The sequence below is a fragment of the Streptomyces sp. TG1A-8 genome (assembly GCF_030499535.1).
GTDB lineage: Bacteria > Actinomycetota > Actinomycetes > Streptomycetales > Streptomycetaceae > Streptomyces.
This window is the reverse complement of sequence record NZ_JASTLB010000001.1, coordinates 6,465,337-6,483,554: the sequence shown is the minus strand read 5'-3', so window position 1 is coordinate 6,483,554 and position 18,218 is coordinate 6,465,337. Positions and strand designations below refer to the sequence as shown.

The 18,218-nt window shown below is 73.0% G+C and carries 16 protein-coding genes; 9 read left to right on the top strand and 7 right to left on the bottom strand.

The genetic code is table 11. The annotated features are described in order from the left end of the window. The first annotated feature begins 79 nt into the window (after positions 1-79). Positions 80-1,015 carry a hydroxymethylbilane synthase gene (gene hemC / locus QQY24_RS28715; RefSeq protein ID WP_301975622.1) on the top strand — a complete coding sequence of 312 codons (936 nt, stop codon included), beginning with the start codon at positions 80-82 and terminating at the stop codon, positions 1,013-1,015. A 15-nt stretch (positions 1,016-1,030) separates the two neighbouring features. Here the strand turns inward: hemC and QQY24_RS28710 are convergent, their stop codons facing one another. The 4 genes from QQY24_RS28710 to QQY24_RS28695 all read right to left on the bottom strand — a co-directional run bounded on the left by QQY24_RS28710 (position 1,031) and on the right by QQY24_RS28695 (position 3,845). Next, on the bottom strand, positions 1,031-1,555 hold the full coding sequence (locus QQY24_RS28710) for a hypothetical protein (RefSeq protein ID WP_301975621.1): 525 nt from the start codon (positions 1,553-1,555) through the stop codon (positions 1,031-1,033). A 190-nt stretch (positions 1,556-1,745) separates the two neighbouring features. Beyond that, a complete protein-coding gene (locus QQY24_RS28705; RefSeq protein ID WP_301975620.1) occupies positions 1,746-2,591 on the bottom strand; it encodes an ABC transporter permease in 846 nt (281 codons plus the stop codon). Beyond that, positions 2,551-3,396, bottom strand: a complete 846-nt coding sequence (locus QQY24_RS28700; protein ID WP_301975619.1) for an ABC transporter ATP-binding protein — start codon at positions 3,394-3,396, stop codon at positions 2,551-2,553. The genes QQY24_RS28705 and QQY24_RS28700 overlap by 41 nt, the downstream gene beginning before the upstream one ends. Continuing rightward, positions 3,393-3,845, bottom strand: a complete 453-nt coding sequence (locus tag QQY24_RS28695) for a MarR family winged helix-turn-helix transcriptional regulator (RefSeq protein ID WP_301975618.1) — start codon at positions 3,843-3,845, stop codon at positions 3,393-3,395. Before QQY24_RS28695 ends, QQY24_RS28700 begins: the two co-directional genes overlap by 4 nt. Positions 3,846-4,095: 250 nt before the next feature. Here QQY24_RS28695 and QQY24_RS28690 point away from each other — a divergent pair, with 250 nt between their 5' ends. Together QQY24_RS28690 and QQY24_RS28685 are read left to right on the top strand one after the other, a co-directional pair. Continuing rightward, positions 4,096-4,887 carry an RNA polymerase sigma factor SigF gene (locus tag QQY24_RS28690; RefSeq protein ID WP_301975617.1) on the top strand — a complete coding sequence of 264 codons (792 nt, stop codon included), beginning with the start codon at positions 4,096-4,098 and terminating at the stop codon, positions 4,885-4,887. Positions 4,888-5,093: 206 nt separating this feature from the next. Continuing rightward, entirely contained in the window at positions 5,094-5,900 is an 807-nt protein-coding gene (locus tag QQY24_RS28685) for a VOC family protein (protein WP_301975616.1), read from the top strand. A 96-nt stretch (positions 5,901-5,996) separates the two neighbouring features. On the opposite strand, the gene glgX is transcribed toward QQY24_RS28685, so the two are convergent. Together glgX and QQY24_RS28675 are read right to left on the bottom strand one after the other, a co-directional pair. Next, positions 5,997-8,141: a glycogen debranching protein GlgX gene (glgX, locus tag QQY24_RS28680; protein ID WP_301975615.1), complete on the bottom strand. Its 2,145-nt coding sequence runs from the start codon at positions 8,139-8,141 to the stop codon at positions 5,997-5,999. Then, positions 8,138-8,653: a pep a2 gene (locus QQY24_RS28675; RefSeq protein WP_301975614.1), complete on the bottom strand. Its 516-nt coding sequence runs from the start codon at positions 8,651-8,653 to the stop codon at positions 8,138-8,140. Before QQY24_RS28675 ends, glgX begins: the two co-directional genes overlap by 4 nt. Positions 8,654-8,956: 303 nt before the next feature. Here QQY24_RS28675 and QQY24_RS28670 point away from each other — a divergent pair, with 303 nt between their 5' ends. The 6 genes from QQY24_RS28670 (at position 8,957) to QQY24_RS28645 (ending at position 17,844) form a co-directional block, all read left to right on the top strand. Further along, positions 8,957-9,256 carry a DUF5133 domain-containing protein gene (locus tag QQY24_RS28670; RefSeq protein ID WP_301975613.1) on the top strand — a complete coding sequence of 100 codons (300 nt, stop codon included), beginning with the start codon at positions 8,957-8,959 and terminating at the stop codon, positions 9,254-9,256. A gap of 95 nt (positions 9,257-9,351) precedes the next feature. Next, positions 9,352-11,343 carry an alpha-1,4-glucan--maltose-1-phosphate maltosyltransferase gene (locus QQY24_RS28665; protein ID WP_301975612.1) on the top strand — a complete coding sequence of 664 codons (1,992 nt, stop codon included), beginning with the start codon at positions 9,352-9,354 and terminating at the stop codon, positions 11,341-11,343. Next, positions 11,340-13,058 carry a maltose alpha-D-glucosyltransferase gene (gene treS, locus QQY24_RS28660; RefSeq protein WP_301975611.1) on the top strand — a complete coding sequence of 573 codons (1,719 nt, stop codon included), beginning with the start codon at positions 11,340-11,342 and terminating at the stop codon, positions 13,056-13,058. The genes QQY24_RS28665 and treS overlap by 4 nt, the downstream gene beginning before the upstream one ends. A gap of 31 nt (positions 13,059-13,089) precedes the next feature. Then, a complete protein-coding gene (locus QQY24_RS28655) occupies positions 13,090-14,454 on the top strand; it encodes a maltokinase (RefSeq protein WP_301975610.1) in 1,365 nt (454 codons plus the stop codon). Between the two features lie 4 nt (positions 14,455-14,458). After that, complete coding sequence (gene glgB, locus QQY24_RS28650) at positions 14,459-16,666, top strand: 1,4-alpha-glucan branching enzyme (RefSeq protein ID WP_301975609.1); 2,208 nt, start codon at positions 14,459-14,461, stop codon at positions 16,664-16,666. A gap of 89 nt (positions 16,667-16,755) precedes the next feature. After that, positions 16,756-17,844 (top strand): glutamate--cysteine ligase, encoded by a 1,089-nt coding sequence (locus tag QQY24_RS28645; RefSeq protein WP_301975608.1) that lies wholly within the window; start codon positions 16,756-16,758, stop codon positions 17,842-17,844. Between the two features lie 54 nt (positions 17,845-17,898). Here the strand turns inward: QQY24_RS28645 and QQY24_RS28640 are convergent, their stop codons facing one another. After that, positions 17,899-18,132 (bottom strand): DUF6480 family protein, encoded by a 234-nt coding sequence (locus QQY24_RS28640; protein ID WP_301975607.1) that lies wholly within the window; start codon positions 18,130-18,132, stop codon positions 17,899-17,901. Between the last annotated feature and the right edge of the window lie 86 nt (positions 18,133-18,218).

Here is an 18,218-nt window from a genome sequence, read left to right as displayed (position 1 = left end):
TGCGGGCCCGGGGCCGGGGTTTGCGCCGAACGGCACACCACGGCGCCCCGGGCCCGCGCGAGGGTCTATCGTTGCCCGCATGCCCCTGCCGGAACTCATCCGTGTCGTCTCCCGCGACTCCCCGATGGCCCTCGCCCAAGTGGCCCGTGTGCGTCAGGAGTTGAGCGCGCTGTATCCGCAGGTGCGCACCGAGGTCGTGCCCGTGCGGACCACGGGCGACAAGTGGCTGGGCGACCTGTCCGCGGTGGAGGGCAAGGGGGCGTTCACCAAGGAGGTGGACGCGGCCCTGCTGGCCGGCCGGGCGGACCTGGCGGTGCACTGCGTCAAGGACGTGCCCGCCGACCGGCCGCTGCCCGCCGGGACGGTGTTCGCCGCGTTCCTGAAGCGGGACGACATCCGTGACGCGCTGGTGCACCCGGGCGGGCTCACCCTGGACGAACTGCCCGAGGGCACCCGGATCGGCACCTCCTCGGTGCGCCGGGTGGCCCAGCTCGCGGCCACCCATCCGCACCTGGAGTGCGTGCCGTTCCGCGGTAACGCCAACCGGCGGCTGGAGAAGCTGGCCGCCGGCGAGGCGGAGGCGCTGCTGCTGGCGGTGGCCGGTCTGGAGCGGATCGGCCGGTCCGACGTGATCAGCGAGGTGCTGTCCCCGGAGACGATGATGCCGCCGATCGGCGCGGGCATCCTCGCGCTGCAGTGCCGGGAGGACGACACCGCCCTGATCGACGCCGTCAGCACGCTGGGCGACCCGGACACCCACCGGGAGGCCACGGCCGAGCGGATGTTCCTGCACGTCCTGCAGGGCCACTGCAACAGCCCCATCGCGGGTTGCGCGCGCGTGGACCGCGGCGGGGAGCTCTCCCTGCGCGCCTGTGTGTTCACCCCGGACGGCAAGACCCGGCTGAACGCCCACGAGTGGGCGGGCCGGCTCGACCCGGCCACGCTCGGCACCTCCGTCGCGGTGGCGCTGCTGCGGCAGGGGGCACGGGAGATCATCGACGGCATCCCGCACTGACCCCCGGCGCCCGCCTCAGGCGCCGCCCGGCTCCGTCCGGTCCTTCAGGTACGCGCTGAGCTGGTGGGCCAGGCTGCCCGGTCCGGCACCGCCCGCGGCGGCCGCCGCGGGCGCCTCCAGGACGCCCGTGCCGCCGGCCCACAGGCGGCGGTCGGTCCACTCCTCGTCCACCCGCAACTGCACCTGCACGTCCACGTGGGTCAGGGCGGACTCGGGGGCGGCGGCGTACAGCACGGCGGTGGCCCGGCGCAGCGGGTGGACGTCGAAACCCTCGATGAACTGGGAGTTGCGCCAGTCGATGAAGGCGCCCTCCCCGTCCGGGCCGACCCGGACGTCGATCTGGCCGTCCTCCAGGTGGATGCCGTAGTGCCGCGTGCCGCGGTTCTCGACCGTCACCCGGACGCTGAAGTACGTCAGCCCGGCGGCGGCGTCGTCGCGGCCGCGCGGCGGCTCGGCCGCCTCCAGACGGTGGACGCGGACCCGCAGACCGGCGTGCTCGTCGTACTCGTGCCAGTCCCCGATCACGTTCGGCTCGTACACGGTGCCCCTCTCGACCTCCCAGAACTGCTGTCTATCTGTGTGCTCAGCGCACTGTCAAATGAGTGGAATGCGCCGTGGCCAGGGGCTTCGCCCGCTTTGATCGTCGATCAAGCGTTACGCAGGAGAAATCCCTCCCCCGCCCCGGGAACGCCGCGCGGGCGCGTGCCGCACATCACGTCCGCCGGACGGGTCAGCGGGCCAGCCGGCCGAGCAGCGAGGAGGCCGCGGCGACGCCCAGGACCGCGGCCACCGCCAGCACGCCGAAGTCGGCACCGAGGTGCGCGGGAGTGCCCAGCAGCAGTCCGCGCAGGGCGTCGACCTGGTAGCTGAGCGGGTTGACCCTGCTGACGGCCTGGAGCCAGCCCGGCATCACCGAGACGGGGTACAGGGCGTTGGAACCGAAGAACAGCGGCATGGTGATCGCCTGTCCGAAGCCCATCAGCCGGTCGCGGCTGAGGACGACGCCGGCGATGGTCATCGACAGGCAGGAGAAGAACGCGGAGGCGAGGACCACGGCCGCGGCGACACCGAGCAGCTTCAGCGGGTTCCAGGTGAGGGCGACGCCGAGCACCGCCGCGATGACGACCACGACGATCGCCTGGACCAGCGACTTCACCCCGGCCGCGAACGCCTTGCCGGTGACCAGGGCCGAACGCGGGGTCGGGGTGACCAGCAGCTTGTTGAGGACGCCCGCGTCCCGCTCCCAGATGATCTGGATGCCGTAGAAGATGGCGATGAACATCGCGGACTGGGCGATGATGCCGGGCGCCATGTAGTCGATGTAGGGGATGCCACCGGTGGGGATCGCCCGGATCCGGGTGAAGGTCTGACCGAAGATCAGCAACCACAGGGCGGGCTGGACCGCCCGGGTGTACAGCTCGGTGCGGTCGTGGCGCAGCTTCTGCAGTTCGACGGCGCACATCGCGCCGACGCGGGCGGGCAGCAGCCGCCAGCCCGCGCGCGGCACGGGCGGGCCGAGCAGCAGGGCGGCGCCGTCAGCCGACACGGCGCGCGGTGCGCCGGGTGCTTCGGACATCGCGGAAACCTCCTCCTGACGGGGCGTCCAGGCCACTGCCGGCGACGTCCCGGAAGACGTCCTCCAGCGTGGGCAGGGCGTCGGTGCCCAGGCGTTGGGCGAGCCCCTCGCGCAGCTCGGCCGGGGTGCCCAGGGCGCGGATGCGGCCGCGGTGCATCAGAGCGACCCGGTCGCAGTACTGGTCGGCCTCGTCCATGTAGTGCGTGGTGACCAGGACGGTCATGCCGGTCGCGGCGCGGACGGCGTTGATGTGCTCCCAGACGCCGGTGCGGGCGATCGGGTCCAGGCCGATGGTGGGCTCGTCGAGGATCAGCAGCCGGGGCGCGCTGACCAGCGCCTGGGCGAGTTCGAGCCGGCGGACCATGCCGCCGGAGTAGGTGCCGGCCAGCCGGTCGGCGGCGTCGGCGAGGTCGACGGCGGCCAGCGCCCGGGCGACGCGTCCGGCGCGTTCGCGGCGCGGGACGTCGAAGACGCGGGCGAACAGGGCGACGTTCTCCCGGCCGGTCAGCCCGCTGTCGGCGGACAGCTGCTGCGGGACGTAGCCGAGCAGGCGGCGTACGGCCATGCGGTCCCCGGCGGCGTCGTGCCCGAAGACGCGGACCGTGCCGGCCGGTACCGGCAGCAGGGTGGTGATGCAGCGGATGGCGGTGGTCTTGCCGGCGCCGTTGGGGCCGAGCAGGCCGAACACCTCGCCCTCGCGGACGGCGAGGTCGAGCCCGTCGACGGCGCGGGTGTCGCCGAAGGCATGGACCAGCCCGGTGCAGGCGACCGCCTCGGCGGGTTCGGCGGGGGTGTCGCCGGTCATGTTTCCTCGGCCTCCTCGTGCAGGGCGACGGCCAGTGCGCGCAGGGCCGGGAGCGCCGCGCGCAGGGCCTCCCGGTCGGCTTCGTCGAGCCGGGAGACCTGCCGGCCGACCAGCTCGGTGCGCCGGCGCCGCCAGTCCGCGAGCCGCTTCCCGGCGGCGTCGGTGAGCAGCAGGCGGGCGGCGCGCCGGTCGGCGGGGTCGGTCTCCCGGAGCAGGTGTCCGTCCCGGACGAGCTGGTTGACCAGGGTCGACACCGAGTTGTCCGCCAGGTGCAGGGTCCTGGCGGCCTCGGAGATGCCGATGCCGGGCCGGCCCTCGACCAGCCGCAGCAGTTCCACCTCGGCGCCGCGCAGCCGCGGCGCGGTCGGTCCGCCGCGCAGCCGGCGGCGGACCAGCCGGTGGATCCGCACCAGGGCGTCGGCCAGTTCCTCGGGGAGATCGGGTTCCACGCACCGGAGATTACCTCTGTCACAGAGGTGTCGCGCACCAAGAAGCGGTCAAGAGAAGATGCCTAAACGTCCCTGTATGCCCATAATTGATTTGGTAAATCCCCCACGGGAATCTGAACGTCAGTGCTTCGGACAGGAGGCACGTCCGTGGGAGCCGACTCCGGCCGGACGCCCCGGTGTCCTCTCCACGGTCCGAGCGCTCCTCCCACGGTGTCTGTCGATCCAGCACCTGCCGAGAGAGGTGCGCGCGATGCCTGTCACTGCCAGCACCAAGCCCCATCCCCATGACGACGCGCCGGACACGGGCGAATCCTTCGAGCGGCTCGCCAAGCTGCCCGACGGCCCCGAGCGCCGGGCGCTCCGGGACGAACTGGTCCGGCTCTGGCTGCCCATGGCCGAGCGGATCGCCGTACGGTTCCGCGGGCGCGGGGAAGCCCTGGAGGACCTGTACCAGGTGGCCGCGCTGGGCCTGGTCAAGGCCGTCGACCACTACGACCCCGAGCGCGGCCGCGCCTTCGAGGCGTACGCGGTGCCCACCATCACCGGTGAGATCAAGCGCCACTTCCGCGACCACATGTGGACCCTGCACGTGCCGCGCCGGGTGCAGGACCTGCGCAACCGGGTCCGCGGCGCCGTGAAGGAACTGGCGCAGACCACCCCCGGGCGCGGGCCCACCGTCGCCGAGATCGCCGAGTTCACCGGGATGGGCGAGGACGAGGTCCGCACCGGCATGGAGGCACTGGAGTGCTTCACCGCGCTGTCCCTGGACGCCGAGGTGGCCGGTACGGAGGGCTACGCCCTCGGGGACTCGCTCGGCGAGCCGGACCCGGGCTACGACCTGGTCATCGACCGGGCCGCGGTCAAGCCGTGCCTGGCGGCGCTGCCCGAGCGCGAGCGCACCATTCTCTACCTGCGGTTCTTCGGCGGGATGACGCAGAGCTGCATCGCCCGGCAGCTCGGCATCTCACAGATGCACGTCTCCCGGCTGCTCAGCGGCTGCTTCGACCGGCTGCGCGAGGAACTCCTCGCGGACGTCCCCTGAACGGCACCGCGTCCGGCGGCCCGGGCGAACCGCACGGTGTGCGCGGACCGGTCGGACCACCGGCCGCCCGGATGCCGCGCATCCACCGCGCTCACCCCCCTTGAATCCGCGCCGACTGGGTAGGGGGCAACCATTCGACCTTTTCTCCGGCCGGGCACCGGTGCGACCGGGTGACCGCCGGGCACCGAGACCGGGACGCGACTGCCATGAACCACATGTCCGCCGGCGGCACCACACGGACGGGAGACGTCGTCTCCACGCACTCCGTCTTCGGCGCGCCCTGCTGGGTGAGCCTGACCAGCCGCGACCTGGGCACGACCCAGGACTTCTACGCCGCCGTGCTGGGCTGGCGGTGGCGCGGCGCCAGGCTCGGCGAGCACTTCCGCGTCGCCCTGGCGGGCGGAGTGCCGGTCGCCGGGATCGCCGCCGTGGCCGCCATGTGGCAGATGGCGGTGGCCTGGACGCCGTACTTCGCGGTCCCGGACGCCGACGTGGCGGTCTCCCGCGTCCGGGAGCGCGGCGGCACGGCGGCGGTCGGGCCGCTGTCCTTCCCGCCGGGGCGGGCCGCCCTGCTCGCCGATCGCGACGGGGCCACCTTCGGCATCTGGCAGGGCGAGCTGGTCGTCAACTGGGAGGCGTGGCGGCGGGCGTCCCCGACCTTCGTCCGGCTGCACACCCGCGACGCCTTCGACGCCGCGATCTTCTACGGGGAGATCCTCGACTGGGCCTCCCGGACGCCCGGCTGCTGCGAGGTGCAGTACGAGGGCGGCGAGGTGGTGCTGCGCAGCCGGGGCGACGTGGTGGCACGGATCGACTCCGGCGCGGTGGAGGCGGCCCCCGACCCCTCGGTGCGGCCGCACTGGCAGGTCCACTTCGCGGTGGCCGACGTGGCCGGCTGCGCCCGCACCGCCGAGAAACACGGCGGCAGCGTGCTGAGCGAGAACGAGTCGGAGGCGATCCTGCGGGACCCGGACGGGGCCCAGTTCACGGTGACCTCCCGCCGGAACCGCTGACGGCGGCCCGCCGGGACCGGTCCGCCGGCACCGTGACGCGCGGGGCGCCGCACGGCGGACCCCGTGCGGCGCCGCGGCACCGCCTTCCCGCGGCGCTTACCCCGTGCTCCGCGAGGGCCGGGACAGCAGGACGAGGCTGCGGGACTCCACGGGCAGCCGGGTGCCGGCCTTGCGTTCGCGTTCGTCGGGGGTGCCCTCCGGGTCGGCGGTGTCGACCAGGACCGTCCAGTGCTCGCCGAAGGAGCCGTCGGGCAGCCGGAAGCCGACCGGTTCCCAGCAGCCGTTGAGGAGCAGCAGGAACGAGTCGTCGACCACGCGCCGCCCGCGGGAGTCGCGTTCGGCGATGGCGTCGCCGTTGAGGAACACCCCGACCGAGTGCGCGTCGTCGCGCCGCCAGTCGCGGTCGGTCATCTCGCGGGCGTCGGGCCGCAGCCACATCAGGTCGGGCAGCGGCTGTCCGGCGTTGGTCGGGTCCTCACCGCGGAAGAAGCGGCGCCGGCGCAGTACGGGATGGGCGGCGCGCAGGGCGATGAGGCGGCGGGTGAAGTCCGTGAGGGCCCGCCGCTCGCCGGTCGGCTCCCAGTCCACCCAGGAGACCTCGTTGTCCTGGCAGTAGGCGTTGTTGTTGCCGCGCTGGGTGCGGCCGAGTTCGTCGCCGTGGCAGAGCATGGGGATGCCCTGCGACAGCAGCAGCGTGGCCAGCAGGTTGCGCTGCTGGCGGGCGCGCAGTCCGAGCACGGCCGGGTCGTCGGTGTCGCCCTCCGCGCCGCAGTTCCAGGACCGGTTGTGGCTCTCGCCGTCCCGGTTGTCCTCGCCGTTGGCCTCGTTGTGCTTGTCGTTGTACGACACGAGGTCGCGCAGCGTGAAGCCGTCGTGCGCGGTGACGAAGTTGACGCTGGCGCGCGGCCGGCGCCGGCTGTGCCCGTACAGGTCGGAGGAGCCGGTCAGCCGGGAGGCGAACTCGCCGAGGGAGCCGGGCCCGGCCCGCCAGAAGTCCCGTACGGCGTCCCGGTAGGGGCCGTTCCACTCCGACCACAGCGGCGGGAAGTTGCCCACCTGGTAACCGCCCTCCCCCACGTCCCAGGGCTCGGCGATCAGCTTGACCCGGCTGATCACCGGGTCCTGCTGGATCAGGTCGAAGAACGCCGAGAGCCGGTCCACCTCGTGGAACTGCCGGGCGAGGGTGGCGGCGAGGTCGAAACGGAAGCCGTCGACGTGCATCTCGGTGACCCAGTACCGCAGCGAGTCCATGATGAGCTGCAGCACGTGGGGGTGGCGCATCAGCAGGCTGTTGCCGGTGCCGGTGGTGTCGTAGTAGTGCGACCAGTCGCCGTCGACGAGCCGGTAGTAGGAGGCGTTGTCGATGCCCCGGAACGACAGGGTGGGACCCTTCTCGTTGCCCTCGGCGGTGTGGTTGTAGACGACGTCGAGGATCACTTCGAGGCCGGCCGCGTGCAGCGCCTTCACCATGGTCCTGAACTCGTTGACCTGCTGGCCCCGCGAGCCGAGGGCGGCGTAGGCGTTGTGCGGGGCGAAGAAGCCGATGGTGTTGTAGCCCCAGTAGTTGGACAGGCCCCGGTCCTGCAGGACGCCGTCCTGCGCGAACTGGTGCACCGGCATCAGCTCCACGGCGGTGACCCCGAGCGAGGTCAGGTGGCCGACGACCGCGGGGTGGGCGAGACCCGCGTAGGTGCCGCGCAGTTGCTCGGGGACGTCCGGGTGGGTGCGGGTCAGTCCGCGCACGTGGGCCTCGTAGACGACCGAGTCGGCGTACGGGCGCCGCGGTGGGCGGTCGTCGCCCCAGTCGAAGTAGGGGTCGGTGACGACGCCGAGCATGCAGTGCCCGGCGCTGTCGAGGGGCGACGGTCCGTCCGGCGCGCGTTCGTAGAGGGAGGCGTCGTTGTCGACCCGGCCGTCCACCGCCCGGGCGTAGGGGTCCAGCAGCAGCTTCGCCGGATTGCACCGGTGGCCGGCGGCGGGCTGCCAGGGGCCGTGCACGCGGTAGCCGTAGCGCTGCCCGGGGCCCACACCGGGCAGGTGGGCGTGCCAGACGAACCCGTCGACCTCGTGCAGCCGGACGGGGGTCCCGGTGCCGGCGTCGTCGACGAGGATCAGTTCGACGCGCTCGGCGACCTCGCTGAACAGGGCGAAGTTGGTGCCCTGCCCGTCGAACGAGGCACCCAGCGGATAGGGGTGCCCGCTCCACACGGGCTCCCCCGGCCGGGACGTGCGGGCCGTCACCGGGCGTCCTCCGGGACGCCGCCGTGCGCGGCGGCCGCGGAGGCGGCCAGGCAGGCCGCGCGCACCGTGCGCGGCACCTGCAGCACCGTGCGCAGGCTCGGCTCCGGGACGGTCGGGACCAGCGGGACGCGCTGGCCGGCCCGGGCGCGCTGGGAGAACCAGATGATCTTACTGCCGGTCTCCGAGGCGCAGCACCCCCAGCCGTCGCTCGTGGCGGCGATGTCCGCCAGACAGGCCCGCAGGTCCTGGTCGGGGCGCAGGTCGCGGTCCCACCCGCCGACGGCGGTGATGAGGTGCTGGCCGTTCCACCACATCTCGATCGAGGTGGCCTTGTCCGTGGCGTGCCGGTCGATGGCTCGCAGCAGCAGTTCGGCGCCGCGGCAGACGGGGGCCACGAGGCTGTCGAGGTCCCAGTGGCGGAGGTGGGCGCCCAGGATGCGGCTGACCTGTACCACCCGTTCCGGACTGACTTCCACGTCGAGGTGGTAGCAGCAGGGCACTGCGGTCTTCATCGTCGCTTGCTCCTCACCGGCGAAGCTCCCGCTCCCCTCGCCCCGTCCAGGAGGGATCCCGGACACCGAGCGTGAGCGTCGATCGCTTCTGCGTCACTTCCACGGTGCGGGAGCTACGCCATTCGTGCAACACGAGGACCCGGATGGCCGGGTGGTTGAAGGTCTAACAGGACGTTGCGTCGCCGTCCGTGCACCATGGGTGAAAGCCTCGATCGCCGTAACGGTTCCGCGCCCTTCCGTGCGCGGACGCCACCCGACCGTCGGGAACGCGCCCAGTCGAGAGCGTGGAAGGTGAAGAGGGTCATGCTGCTCCCCGCCAAGGCCGAAGTGGCCCGGCAGTTGCGGCGTTACCGGGCGTGGGAGCGCGTGATGCTCGCCTCGCCCCGCGACCGCACGGTCCGGGCCGCCTTCGAGGACTCGGGCTACACCTTGTGCGTGCTGATGGGAAAGCGATGCGCCCGGGAGGCGGCCGACGCCGCCGAGCGGTACCTGCGTACCAACCCGGTCACCTACCTGCGCGAGCAGGACGGACGGCCGCAGCCGAGCCGCAGGGCCAGGCGGGCCCCGCCACCCGAACGGCGGTCCGCGGCGCCGAGTCCCTGACCCGGCACCGCACTCGCGTTTCCCACGGGACGGCAGCCGCCGCCCGTGCACTCGGATCGCGGAGCCGGGCTCCGCGCACGGTGGAGGTGAGATCCATGCGCAGGACCCCGGCCATCGGACGCGTACCGGTACGCGACGTCCGGCCCGCCGTGGAGTGCGGCAGGCGTCCGGCGAAGGCGGTGGCCGGGGAGGCCTTCCAGGTCACCGCCACGGTGTTCCGGGAGGGGCACGACGCGGTGGGCGCGAACGTCGTCCTGCGGGATCCCGGGGGCCGGCGCGGCCCCTGGACGCCGATGCGGGAGCTGTCCCCGGGCAGCGACGTCTGGGGCGCGGAGGTCACCGCGGACACCACCGGCCGCTGGACCTTCCGGGTGGAGGCGTGGTCGGACCCGGTCACCACCTGGCGGCACCGCGCGGAGGTCAAGGTCCCGGCCGGGACCGGCACCGGCCTGGTCCTGGAGGAGGGCGCCGAACTCCACGAGCGCGCGGCCGCCGGCGTGCCGAAGGGGCCCGGACGGGACCTGGTCCTCACCGCCGCGCGGACGCTCGGCGACGACCGGCTGCCGGTGCCGGCGCGTTTCGCGGCGGCGCTGGCGCCGGGGGTGGTGGAGGTGCTGGCCCGTCACCCGCTGCGGGAGCTGGTCACCGCCTCCGACCCGATGCCGCTGCTGGTCGAGCGCGAGCGGGCGCTGTACGGCTCGTGGTACGAGTTCTTCCCCCGTTCCGAGGGCACCGCCGAGCAGCCCCACGGCACCTTCCGCACCGCCGCCCGCCGGCTGCCGGCCATCGCCGGGATGGGCTTCGACGTCGTCTACCTGCCCCCCGTCCACCCCATCGGCACCACCTTCCGCAAGGGCCCGAACAACACCCTCACCGCCGGCCCCGACGACGTCGGCGTGCCCTGGGCGATCGGCTCCCCCGAGGGCGGCCACGACGCCGTCCACCCCGCGCTGGGCACGCTGGAGGACTTCGACCGCTTCGTCGCCCGCGCCCGCGAGCTGGGCCTGGAGATCGCCCTGGACTTCGCCCTGCAGTGCTCCCCCGACCACCCCTGGGTGGACAAGCACCCCCAGTGGTTCCACCACCGCTGCGACGGCACCATCGCCCACGCCGAGAACCCGCCCAAGAAGTACCAGGACATCTACCCCGTCGCCTTCGACGCCGACATGGACGGCCTGGTGCGCGAGACGGTGCGGATCCTGCGCCACTGGATGGCGCACGGGGTGCGGATCTTCCGCGTGGACAACCCCCACACCAAGCCGGTGGTCTTCTGGGAACGGGTCATCGGCGAGGTCAACCGCACCGACCCGGACGTGATCTTCCTGGCCGAGGCCTTCACCCGGCCCGCGATGATGCACACCCTGGCCCAGATCGGCTTCCAGCAGTCCTACACCTACTTCACCTGGCGCAACACCAAGCAGGAACTGACGGAGTACCTCACCGAGCTGTCCGGGGAGGCGGCGGCCTACATGCGGCCGAACCTCTTCCCCAACACCCCCGACATCCTGCACGCCTACCTCCAGCACGGCGGCCGGCCCGCCTTCGAGGTCCGCGCCGTACTGGCCGCCACCCTCTCCCCGGCCTGGGGCATCTACAGCGGCTACGAACTGTGCGAGAACACCCCGCTGCGCGAGGGCAGCGAGGAATACCTCGACTCCGAGAAGTACCAGCTCAAACCCCGCGACTGGGAAGCCGCCGCCCGCGAGGGCCGCACCATCGCCCCCCTCATCACCCGGCTCAACGCCCTGCGCCGGCAGCACCCGGCGCTGCAGCGCCTGCGGAACCTCCGTTTCCACCCGACCGACAACGACGCCGTGCTCGCCTACAGCAAGAGCACGGGAGCGGACACGGTCATCGTGGTCGTCAACCTCGACCCGCACCACACCCGGGAAGCCTGGGTCTCGTTGGACATGCCGCAGCTCGGCCTCGGCCCGGACGCCGCCCTGTCCGTGCACGACGGACTGACCGGTGAGACCTACCGCTGGGGCAGGACCAATTACGTGCGCCTCACCCCGGGCAGGGCGCCGGCGCACGTGCTCCACGTCCGGCGATCGACGCCGCAGATCGGAGGGCCCTCAGCGCCATGACTGTCAACGACCCCGTGCCGGACACGTTCGAGGACACCCCCGTCAAGGACCGGGACCCGGATTGGTTCAAGCGCGCCGTCTTCTACGAGGTCCTGGTGCGCTCCTTCCAGGACAGCGACGGCGACGGCGTCGGCGACCTCAGGGGCCTGACCGCCAAGCTGGACTACCTGCAGTGGCTGGGCGTGGACTGCCTGTGGCTGCCGCCCTTCTTCCAGTCCCCCCTGCGCGACGGCGGCTACGACGTCTCCGACTACACCGCCGTCCTGCCCGAGTTCGGCGACCTCGCCGACTTCGTGGAGTTCGTCGACGCCGCCCACCAGCGCGGCATGCGCGTGATCATCGACTTCGTCATGAACCACACCAGCGACCAGCACCCGTGGTTCCAGGAGTCCCGGCGCGACCCGGAGGGCCCCTACGGCGACTACTACGTCTGGGCCGACGACGACAAGCAGTACCAGGACGCACGGATCATCTTCGTCGACACCGAGGTCTCCAACTGGACGTACGACCCGGTGCGCAAGCAGTACTTCTGGCACCGCTTCTTCTCCCACCAGCCGGACCTGAACTACGAGAACCCGGCCGTGCAGGAGGAGGTCCTGGCCGCCCTGCGGTTCTGGCTGGACCTCGGCATCGACGGGTTCCGGCTCGACGCGGTCCCCTACCTCTACGCGCAGGAGGGCACCAACTGCGAGAACCTGCCCGCCACGCACGCCTTCCTCAAACGCGTCCGCCGCGAGATCGACGCGATGTACCCGGACACCGTGCTGCTGGCGGAGGCCAACCAGTGGCCGGAGGACGTGGTCGACTACTTCGGCGACTACCGCTCCGGCGGCGACGAGTGCCACATGGCCTTCCACTTCCCCGTCATGCCGCGCATCTTCATGGCCGTGCGCCGCGAGTCCCGCTACCCCGTCTCGGAGATCCTCGCCAAGACCCCCGCGATCCCCTCCAGCTGCCAGTGGGGCATCTTCCTGCGCAACCACGACGAGCTGACCCTCGAAATGGTCACCGACGAAGAACGCGACTACATGTGGGCCGAGTACGCCAAGGACCCGCGGATGCGCGCCAACATCGGCATCCGCCGCCGCCTCGCCCCCCTGCTGGACAACGACCGCAACCAGATCGAGCTGTTCACCGCCCTGCTGCTGTCCCTGCCCGGCTCGCCGATCCTCTACTACGGCGACGAGATCGGCATGGGCGACAACATCTGGCTCGGCGACCGCGACGCCGTGCGCACCCCCATGCAGTGGACGCCCGACCGCAACGCCGGCTTCTCCTCCTGCGACCCCGGACGCCTCTTCCTCCCCGCGATCATGGACCCGGTCTACGGCTACCAGGTCACCAACGTCGAGGCCTCCATGGCCTCCCCCTCCAGCCTCCTGCACTGGACACGGCGCATGATCGAGATCCGCAAGCAGAACCCCGCCTTCGGCCTGGGCTCCTACACCGAACTGCAGTCCTCCAACCCCGCGGTGATCGCCTTCCTGCGCGAGCACGGCGACGACCTGGTGCTGTGCGTGCACAACTTCTCACGCTTCGCACAGCCCACCGAACTCGATCTGCGGGCCTACGACGGCCGGCACCCGGTCGAGCTGATCGGCGGGGTGCGCTTCCCCGCCATCGGCGAGCTGCCCTACCTGCTGACCCTCGCGGGCCACGGCTTCTACTGGTTCCGGCTCACCCGAGTCGCATCCCGCACCGGCCGCCGCCGCTGAGCGCCCGGCACCGAGGGAAGGACGCGTCACCATGCCGAAGACCATCACCCTCCGCCCGAGAGCCGCGGCCGGCGTCGACCGGCCCCTGGCCTCGCTGGGCGGGCTGCTGCGCGACTGGCTGCCCCGGCAGCGCTGGTTCGCGGGCAAGGACCGGCCCGTCACGGACCTGTCGGTGCTGTCCGTGACGGAGCTGTTCCCGGGCTGTCTGCACCTGCTGGTCCACGCCGGGCACGCGCCGGTGCCCGCCCCCGGCGGCGCTCCCCCGCCCGGCGACTGCTACCAGCTGCTGCTCGGTCTGCGCGAGCGGTCCGCGCCGCGGCTGGAGCGGGCGTTCCTCGGCCGCGCGCAGGAGGGCCCGCTGGCCGGCCTCGCGGTCTACGACGCCCTGCAGGACCCGCGCTCGGCCCATCTGCTGTTGGAACGGCTGCGGCAGCCGGGCACGGCGGGCCCGCTGCGCTTCGGGGCCGACCCGGCCGCCCACGTGCCCGGCGGACTGCCGCCGCGGCTGCTGGACGCCGAACAGTCCAACTCCTCGATCGTCTACGGCGACGCGTACATCCTGAAGGTGTTCCGCCGCATCCAGTCCGGCGTCAACCCGGACCTGGAGGTGCCGGGAGCACTGGCCGCGCAGGGCTGCACCCGGGTGCCGGCGCCGGTGGCCTGGTTCAGCACGGCCGCGCCGCGCCCGGCCACCCTGGGCGTCCTGCAGCCGTTCCTGCCCGACGCCGCCGACGGCTGGACGCTGGCGCTGCGGGCGCTCGCGGCGGGCGACGACTTCACCGCCGAGGCCCGCGAACTGGGCCGGACCACGGCCGAGGTGCACCTCGCGCTGGCCGAGGCGTTCCCGCCAGCCGGACAGGGCCGGAACGGCCGTACGGCGGAGGCGATGTGCGCGCGGCTGGACGCGGCCGTGCACGCCGTCCCCGCACTGCGGCCCTTCGCCCCCGGGCTGCGCGCCGCGTTCGGGGCGCTGGCCACCTGCGACACCGGGCCGCCCGCCCAGCGCATCCACGGCGACCTGCACCTCGGGCAGGTGCTGCGGGCCGGGCGGGACTGGTTCGTCATCGACTTCGAGGGCGAGCCCTCCCGGCCGCTCGCCGAGCGGCGGGCCGCGCAGTCACCGGTGCGGGACGTGGCCGGGATGCTGCGCTCCTTCGACTACGCGGCCCGGCAGCGCCGCCCCTGGCGGCCGGAGTGGGCCCGCCGCTGCCGGGAGGCGTTCTGCGCGGGCTACGCGGCCCGGGCCGGCTGGGACCCGCGCAAGAAGCACGCGCTGCTGCGCGCGCACGAGACGGACAGGGCGGTGTACGAGGTGCTGTACGAGGCGAGGCACCGGCCGGACTGGCTGCCGGTCCCGATGGCCGCGATCGAGCGGCTCGCCGTGTGGGGAGGCTGAGGTCGTGGCACTGCGCGACACGTCACCGCCCGAGCCGGCGGGTCCCCTCCCGCCCCCGGCCGGGCCCCTCGACCCCGCCGACCGCGACCGGCTGCTCGCCGGCGCCCACCACGACCCGCACGCCCTGCTGGGCGCCCACCCGGCGCCGGGCGGCACCCTAGTGCGGGCGCTGCGGCCGAACGCCCGTGCGGTGGACGTCCTCGTCGACGGCACGCGCCACCGCCTCGCGCCCGAGGGCGGCGGGCTCTTTGCCGCCCTCCTGCCCCACCCGCGGGTCCCGCCGTACACGCTGGTGGCGTCCTACGACGACGGCGAGCTGGAGGTGGAGGACCCGTACCGGTTCCTGCCCGCCCTCGGCGAGCTGGACCTCCACCTGATCCGCGAGGGCCGGCACGAGCAGTTGTGGCGGGCGCTCGGCGCCGAGCCCATGACGCACCAGGGCGTGGCGGGCACCCGGTTCACCGTGTGGGCGCCGAACGCCCGGGGAGTGCGGGTGACCGGGGACTTCACGTACTGGGACGGCACGCAGCACCCGATGCGATCGCTCGGCGCGTCCGGCGTGTGGGAGCTGTTCCTGCCCGGGGTCGGCGAGGGCGCCCGCTACAAGTTCGAGATCACCTCCCGGCACGGCGACCGGTTCCTGAAGGCGGACCCGATGGCCCGGCGCACGGAGGTGCCGCCCGCCACGGCGTCCGTCGTCACGGCGTCGCACTACGAGTGGGGCGACGCGCGGTGGATGGCGCACCGGGGCGACACGCCCGTGCACGAGGCGCCGTTCTCGGTGTACGAGGTCCACCTGCCGTCCTGGCGGCCGGGCCTGACCTACCGCCAGCTCGCCGACCAGCTGCCCGCGTACGTCAAGGAGATGGGCTTCACGCACGTGGAGCTGATGCCGGTCGCCGAGCACCCCTTCGGCGGCTCCTGGGGCTACCAGGTCACCTCCTACTACGCGCCGACGTCCCGGCTCGGTCCCCCGGACGACTTCAGGTACCTCGTCGACGCGCTGCACCGGGCCGGCATCGGCGTGATCATGGACTGGGTGCCCGCGCACTTCCCCAAGGACGACTGGGCGCTGGCCCGGTTCGACGGGGACCCGCTGTACGAGCCCGGGGACTCCCGGCGGGCGGAGCACCCGGACTGGGGGACGTACGAGTTCGACTTCGGCCGCACCGAGGTGCGCAACTTCCTGGTCGCCAACGCCGTCTACTGGTGCGAGGAGTTCCACATCGACGGGCTGCGCGTGGACGCCGTCGCCTCCATGCTCTACCTCGACTACTCGCGCGGGCCGGGCCAGTGGGCGCCCAACGAGTTCGGCGGCCGGGAGAACCTGGACGCGGTCGCCTTCCTGCAGGAGATGAACGCCACCGTCTACCGGCGCTGCCCGGGCGTGGTGACCATCGCCGAGGAGTCCACCGCGTGGGAGGGGGTGACCCGGCCGACGGACGCGGGCGGGCTCGGGTTCGGCCTGAAGTGGAACATGGGCTGGATGCACGACTCGCTCCGGTACGTCCGGAAGGAGCCGGTGCACCGCAGGTACCACCACCACGAGATGACCTTCTCGATGGTGTACGCCCACAGCGAGAACTACGTCCTGCCGATCTCGCACGACGAGGTCGTCCACGGCAAGCGGTCCCTCGTGTCGAAGATGCCCGGCGACTGGTGGCAGCGGCGGGCCAACCAGCGCGCCTACCTCGGCTTCATGTGGGCCCACCCGGGCAAGCAACTGCTTTTCATGGGCCAGGAGTTCGCCCAGGGCGCCGAGTGGTCCGAGGTGCACGGACCGGAGTGGTGGCTGCTCGACGGGGGCCACTGCGCCGCGGGTGACCACCGGGGCGTGCGGGATCTCGTGCGGGACCTGAACACGGTGTACCGGGCGACACCGGCGCTGTGGCGGCGCGACACCGATCCGGGCGGCTTCCGGTGGGTGCTGTGCGACGCGGCGGACGACAACGTGTTCGCCTTCCTCCGGTTCGACACCGACGGCTCCCCGGTCCTGGCCGTGTCGAACTTCTCCCCCGTCGTCCGCGAGGACTACCGCCTGTGGGTCCCCGAAGAGGCCCCCGCCTGGCAGGAGGCGCTGAACACCGACGACCCGCGCTACGGCGGCGGCGGTGTCGCCGTCGGCGGGCCGGGGGCGCTCGAACCCGAGGACGGGTTCCTCCGGCTCACCCTGCCGCCGCTCGCCACGGTCTGGCTGGCGCCCCCGCCCTGATCCCGTCCAGGTGTCGCGCGCCCCGCGGGGGGCAGGCGGGTCGTACAGACCGGACTGCCCCCGTGGCACGGACAGAAGGGCGGGACCACGTGCGCACCGTCGGAGTGGAGGAGGAACTCCTCCTGGTCGATCCGGACAGCGGCGACCCGAAGGCGCTGTCGGCGGCCGTCCTGGCCCGCGCGGCCCAGGACGACCCCGAGCAGGACGTCTTCGAGAAGGAGCTGTACGGGCAGATGCTGGAGTTCGCCACGCATCCGCAGTCGGAGATGGCGGACCTCGGCGCGGAGATCGTGCGCTGCCGCAAGGAAGCGGCCCGGCACGCCGGCGAGCTCGGCTGCACGGTCGCCGCGCTCGCCACCTCCCCGCTGCCGGTCAGCCCCTCCATCAGCATGAACGACCGCTACCGGTGGATGGCCGAGCAGTACGGCATCGCCACCCAGGAGCAACTGGTGTGCGGGTGCCACGTCCACGTGTCCGTGGAGTCCGACGAGGAGGGCGTCGCGGTCGTCGACCGCATCCGCCCGTGGCTGCCGGTGCTGGCGGCGATCAGCGCCAACTCCCCCTTCTGGCAGGGGCGGGACACCTCGTACGCCAGTTACCGCAGCCGGGTGTGGGGGCGCTGGCCGTCGGCCGGGCCGACGGAGCTGTTCCAGACGGCCGAGCGGTACCACCGGCAGGTGGCGGACATGGTCGGCACCGGCGTCATCCTGGACCAGGCGATGGTGTACTTCGACGCCCGGCTGTCCGCCACCTATCCGACGGTGGAGATCCGGGTGGCCGACGTGTGCCTGCGCGCGGACACCGCCGTCCTGGTGGCCACGCTGGCCCGCGCCCTGGTGGAGACGGCCGCGCGGGACTGGCGGGCCGGCCGCCCGCCGCTCGACCACAGCGTGAGCCTGCTGCGGCTGGCCGCCTGGCAGGCCCACCGCTGCGGCCTGGAGCAGGACCTGCTCGACCCGGTGACCATGCGGCCCCGGCCCGCCTCCGAGGTGCTGCGCTCGCTGCTGGAGCACACCGGGGACGCGCTCGGCGGGAGCGGGGACGCGGCCCGGGCCGAGGAGGCGGTGGCGCAGTTGCTGCGGCGCGGCAACGGCGCCCGGGAGCAGCGGCTCCTGCTGGAGCGCACCGGCAGCCTGCGGGACGTCGTCACCGAGTGCGTCCGCAACACCCAGGAGTGAGGTCCTTCCGGGCGGTCCGGCGGGCGGGGACGCCTGATCGTGCGCCCCGCCGGGTCACATGATCAGGGTCAGGGCGTAGACCAGGAAGAAGGCCGCGACCAGGACGACGAGGACGAGGATCAGCGTCAGCGGCGCCTTGGCCCAGCCCTTGGGCGGATTGTGCGTCTCGCGGGGGCCGGCCTCGGGCATGCTGCTCTCGGCGGGCGGGGTTTCGCCGGGCGGGACTCCGCCGCCGGGCTCCAGGCCGGTGGTGCGTTCGGGCTCCGGATCGGGATTGACGTGGGTCATGGCCCCCGAGTCCCCCGAACACGCCGGGATCATCAGTCGATCACGACTTCTCCCCATCCCCGCGCCGATCGCACCCGGCTGGGCCA

What these genes read in the sequence shown, in the direction of transcription:
- QQY24_RS28690 (WP_301975617.1), top strand. Translation starts at nt 4,096, where the DNA reads ATGCCTGTCACTGCCAGCACCAAGCCCCATCCCCATGACGACGCGCCG.
- QQY24_RS28655 (WP_301975610.1), top strand. Translation starts at nt 13,090, where the DNA reads ATGCCGAAGACCATCACCCTCCGCCCGAGAGCCGCGGCCGGCGTCGAC.
- QQY24_RS28685 (WP_301975616.1), top strand. Translation starts at nt 5,094, where the DNA reads ATGAACCACATGTCCGCCGGCGGCACCACACGGACGGGAGACGTCGTC.
- QQY24_RS28670 (WP_301975613.1), top strand. Translation starts at nt 8,957, where the DNA reads ATGCTGCTCCCCGCCAAGGCCGAAGTGGCCCGGCAGTTGCGGCGTTAC.
- hemC (WP_301975622.1), top strand. Translation starts at nt 80, where the DNA reads ATGCCCCTGCCGGAACTCATCCGTGTCGTCTCCCGCGACTCCCCGATG.
- QQY24_RS28665 (WP_301975612.1), top strand. Translation starts at nt 9,352, where the DNA reads ATGCGCAGGACCCCGGCCATCGGACGCGTACCGGTACGCGACGTCCGG.
- treS (WP_301975611.1), top strand. Translation starts at nt 11,340, where the DNA reads ATGACTGTCAACGACCCCGTGCCGGACACGTTCGAGGACACCCCCGTC.
- QQY24_RS28675 (WP_301975614.1), bottom strand. Translation starts at nt 8,653, where the DNA reads ATGAAGACCGCAGTGCCCTGCTGCTACCACCTCGACGTGGAAGTCAGT.
- QQY24_RS28700 (WP_301975619.1), bottom strand. Translation starts at nt 3,396, where the DNA reads ATGACCGGCGACACCCCCGCCGAACCCGCCGAGGCGGTCGCCTGCACC.
- QQY24_RS28705 (WP_301975620.1), bottom strand. Translation starts at nt 2,591, where the DNA reads ATGTCCGAAGCACCCGGCGCACCGCGCGCCGTGTCGGCTGACGGCGCC.
- QQY24_RS28640 (WP_301975607.1), bottom strand. Translation starts at nt 18,132, where the DNA reads ATGACCCACGTCAATCCCGATCCGGAGCCCGAACGCACCACCGGCCTG.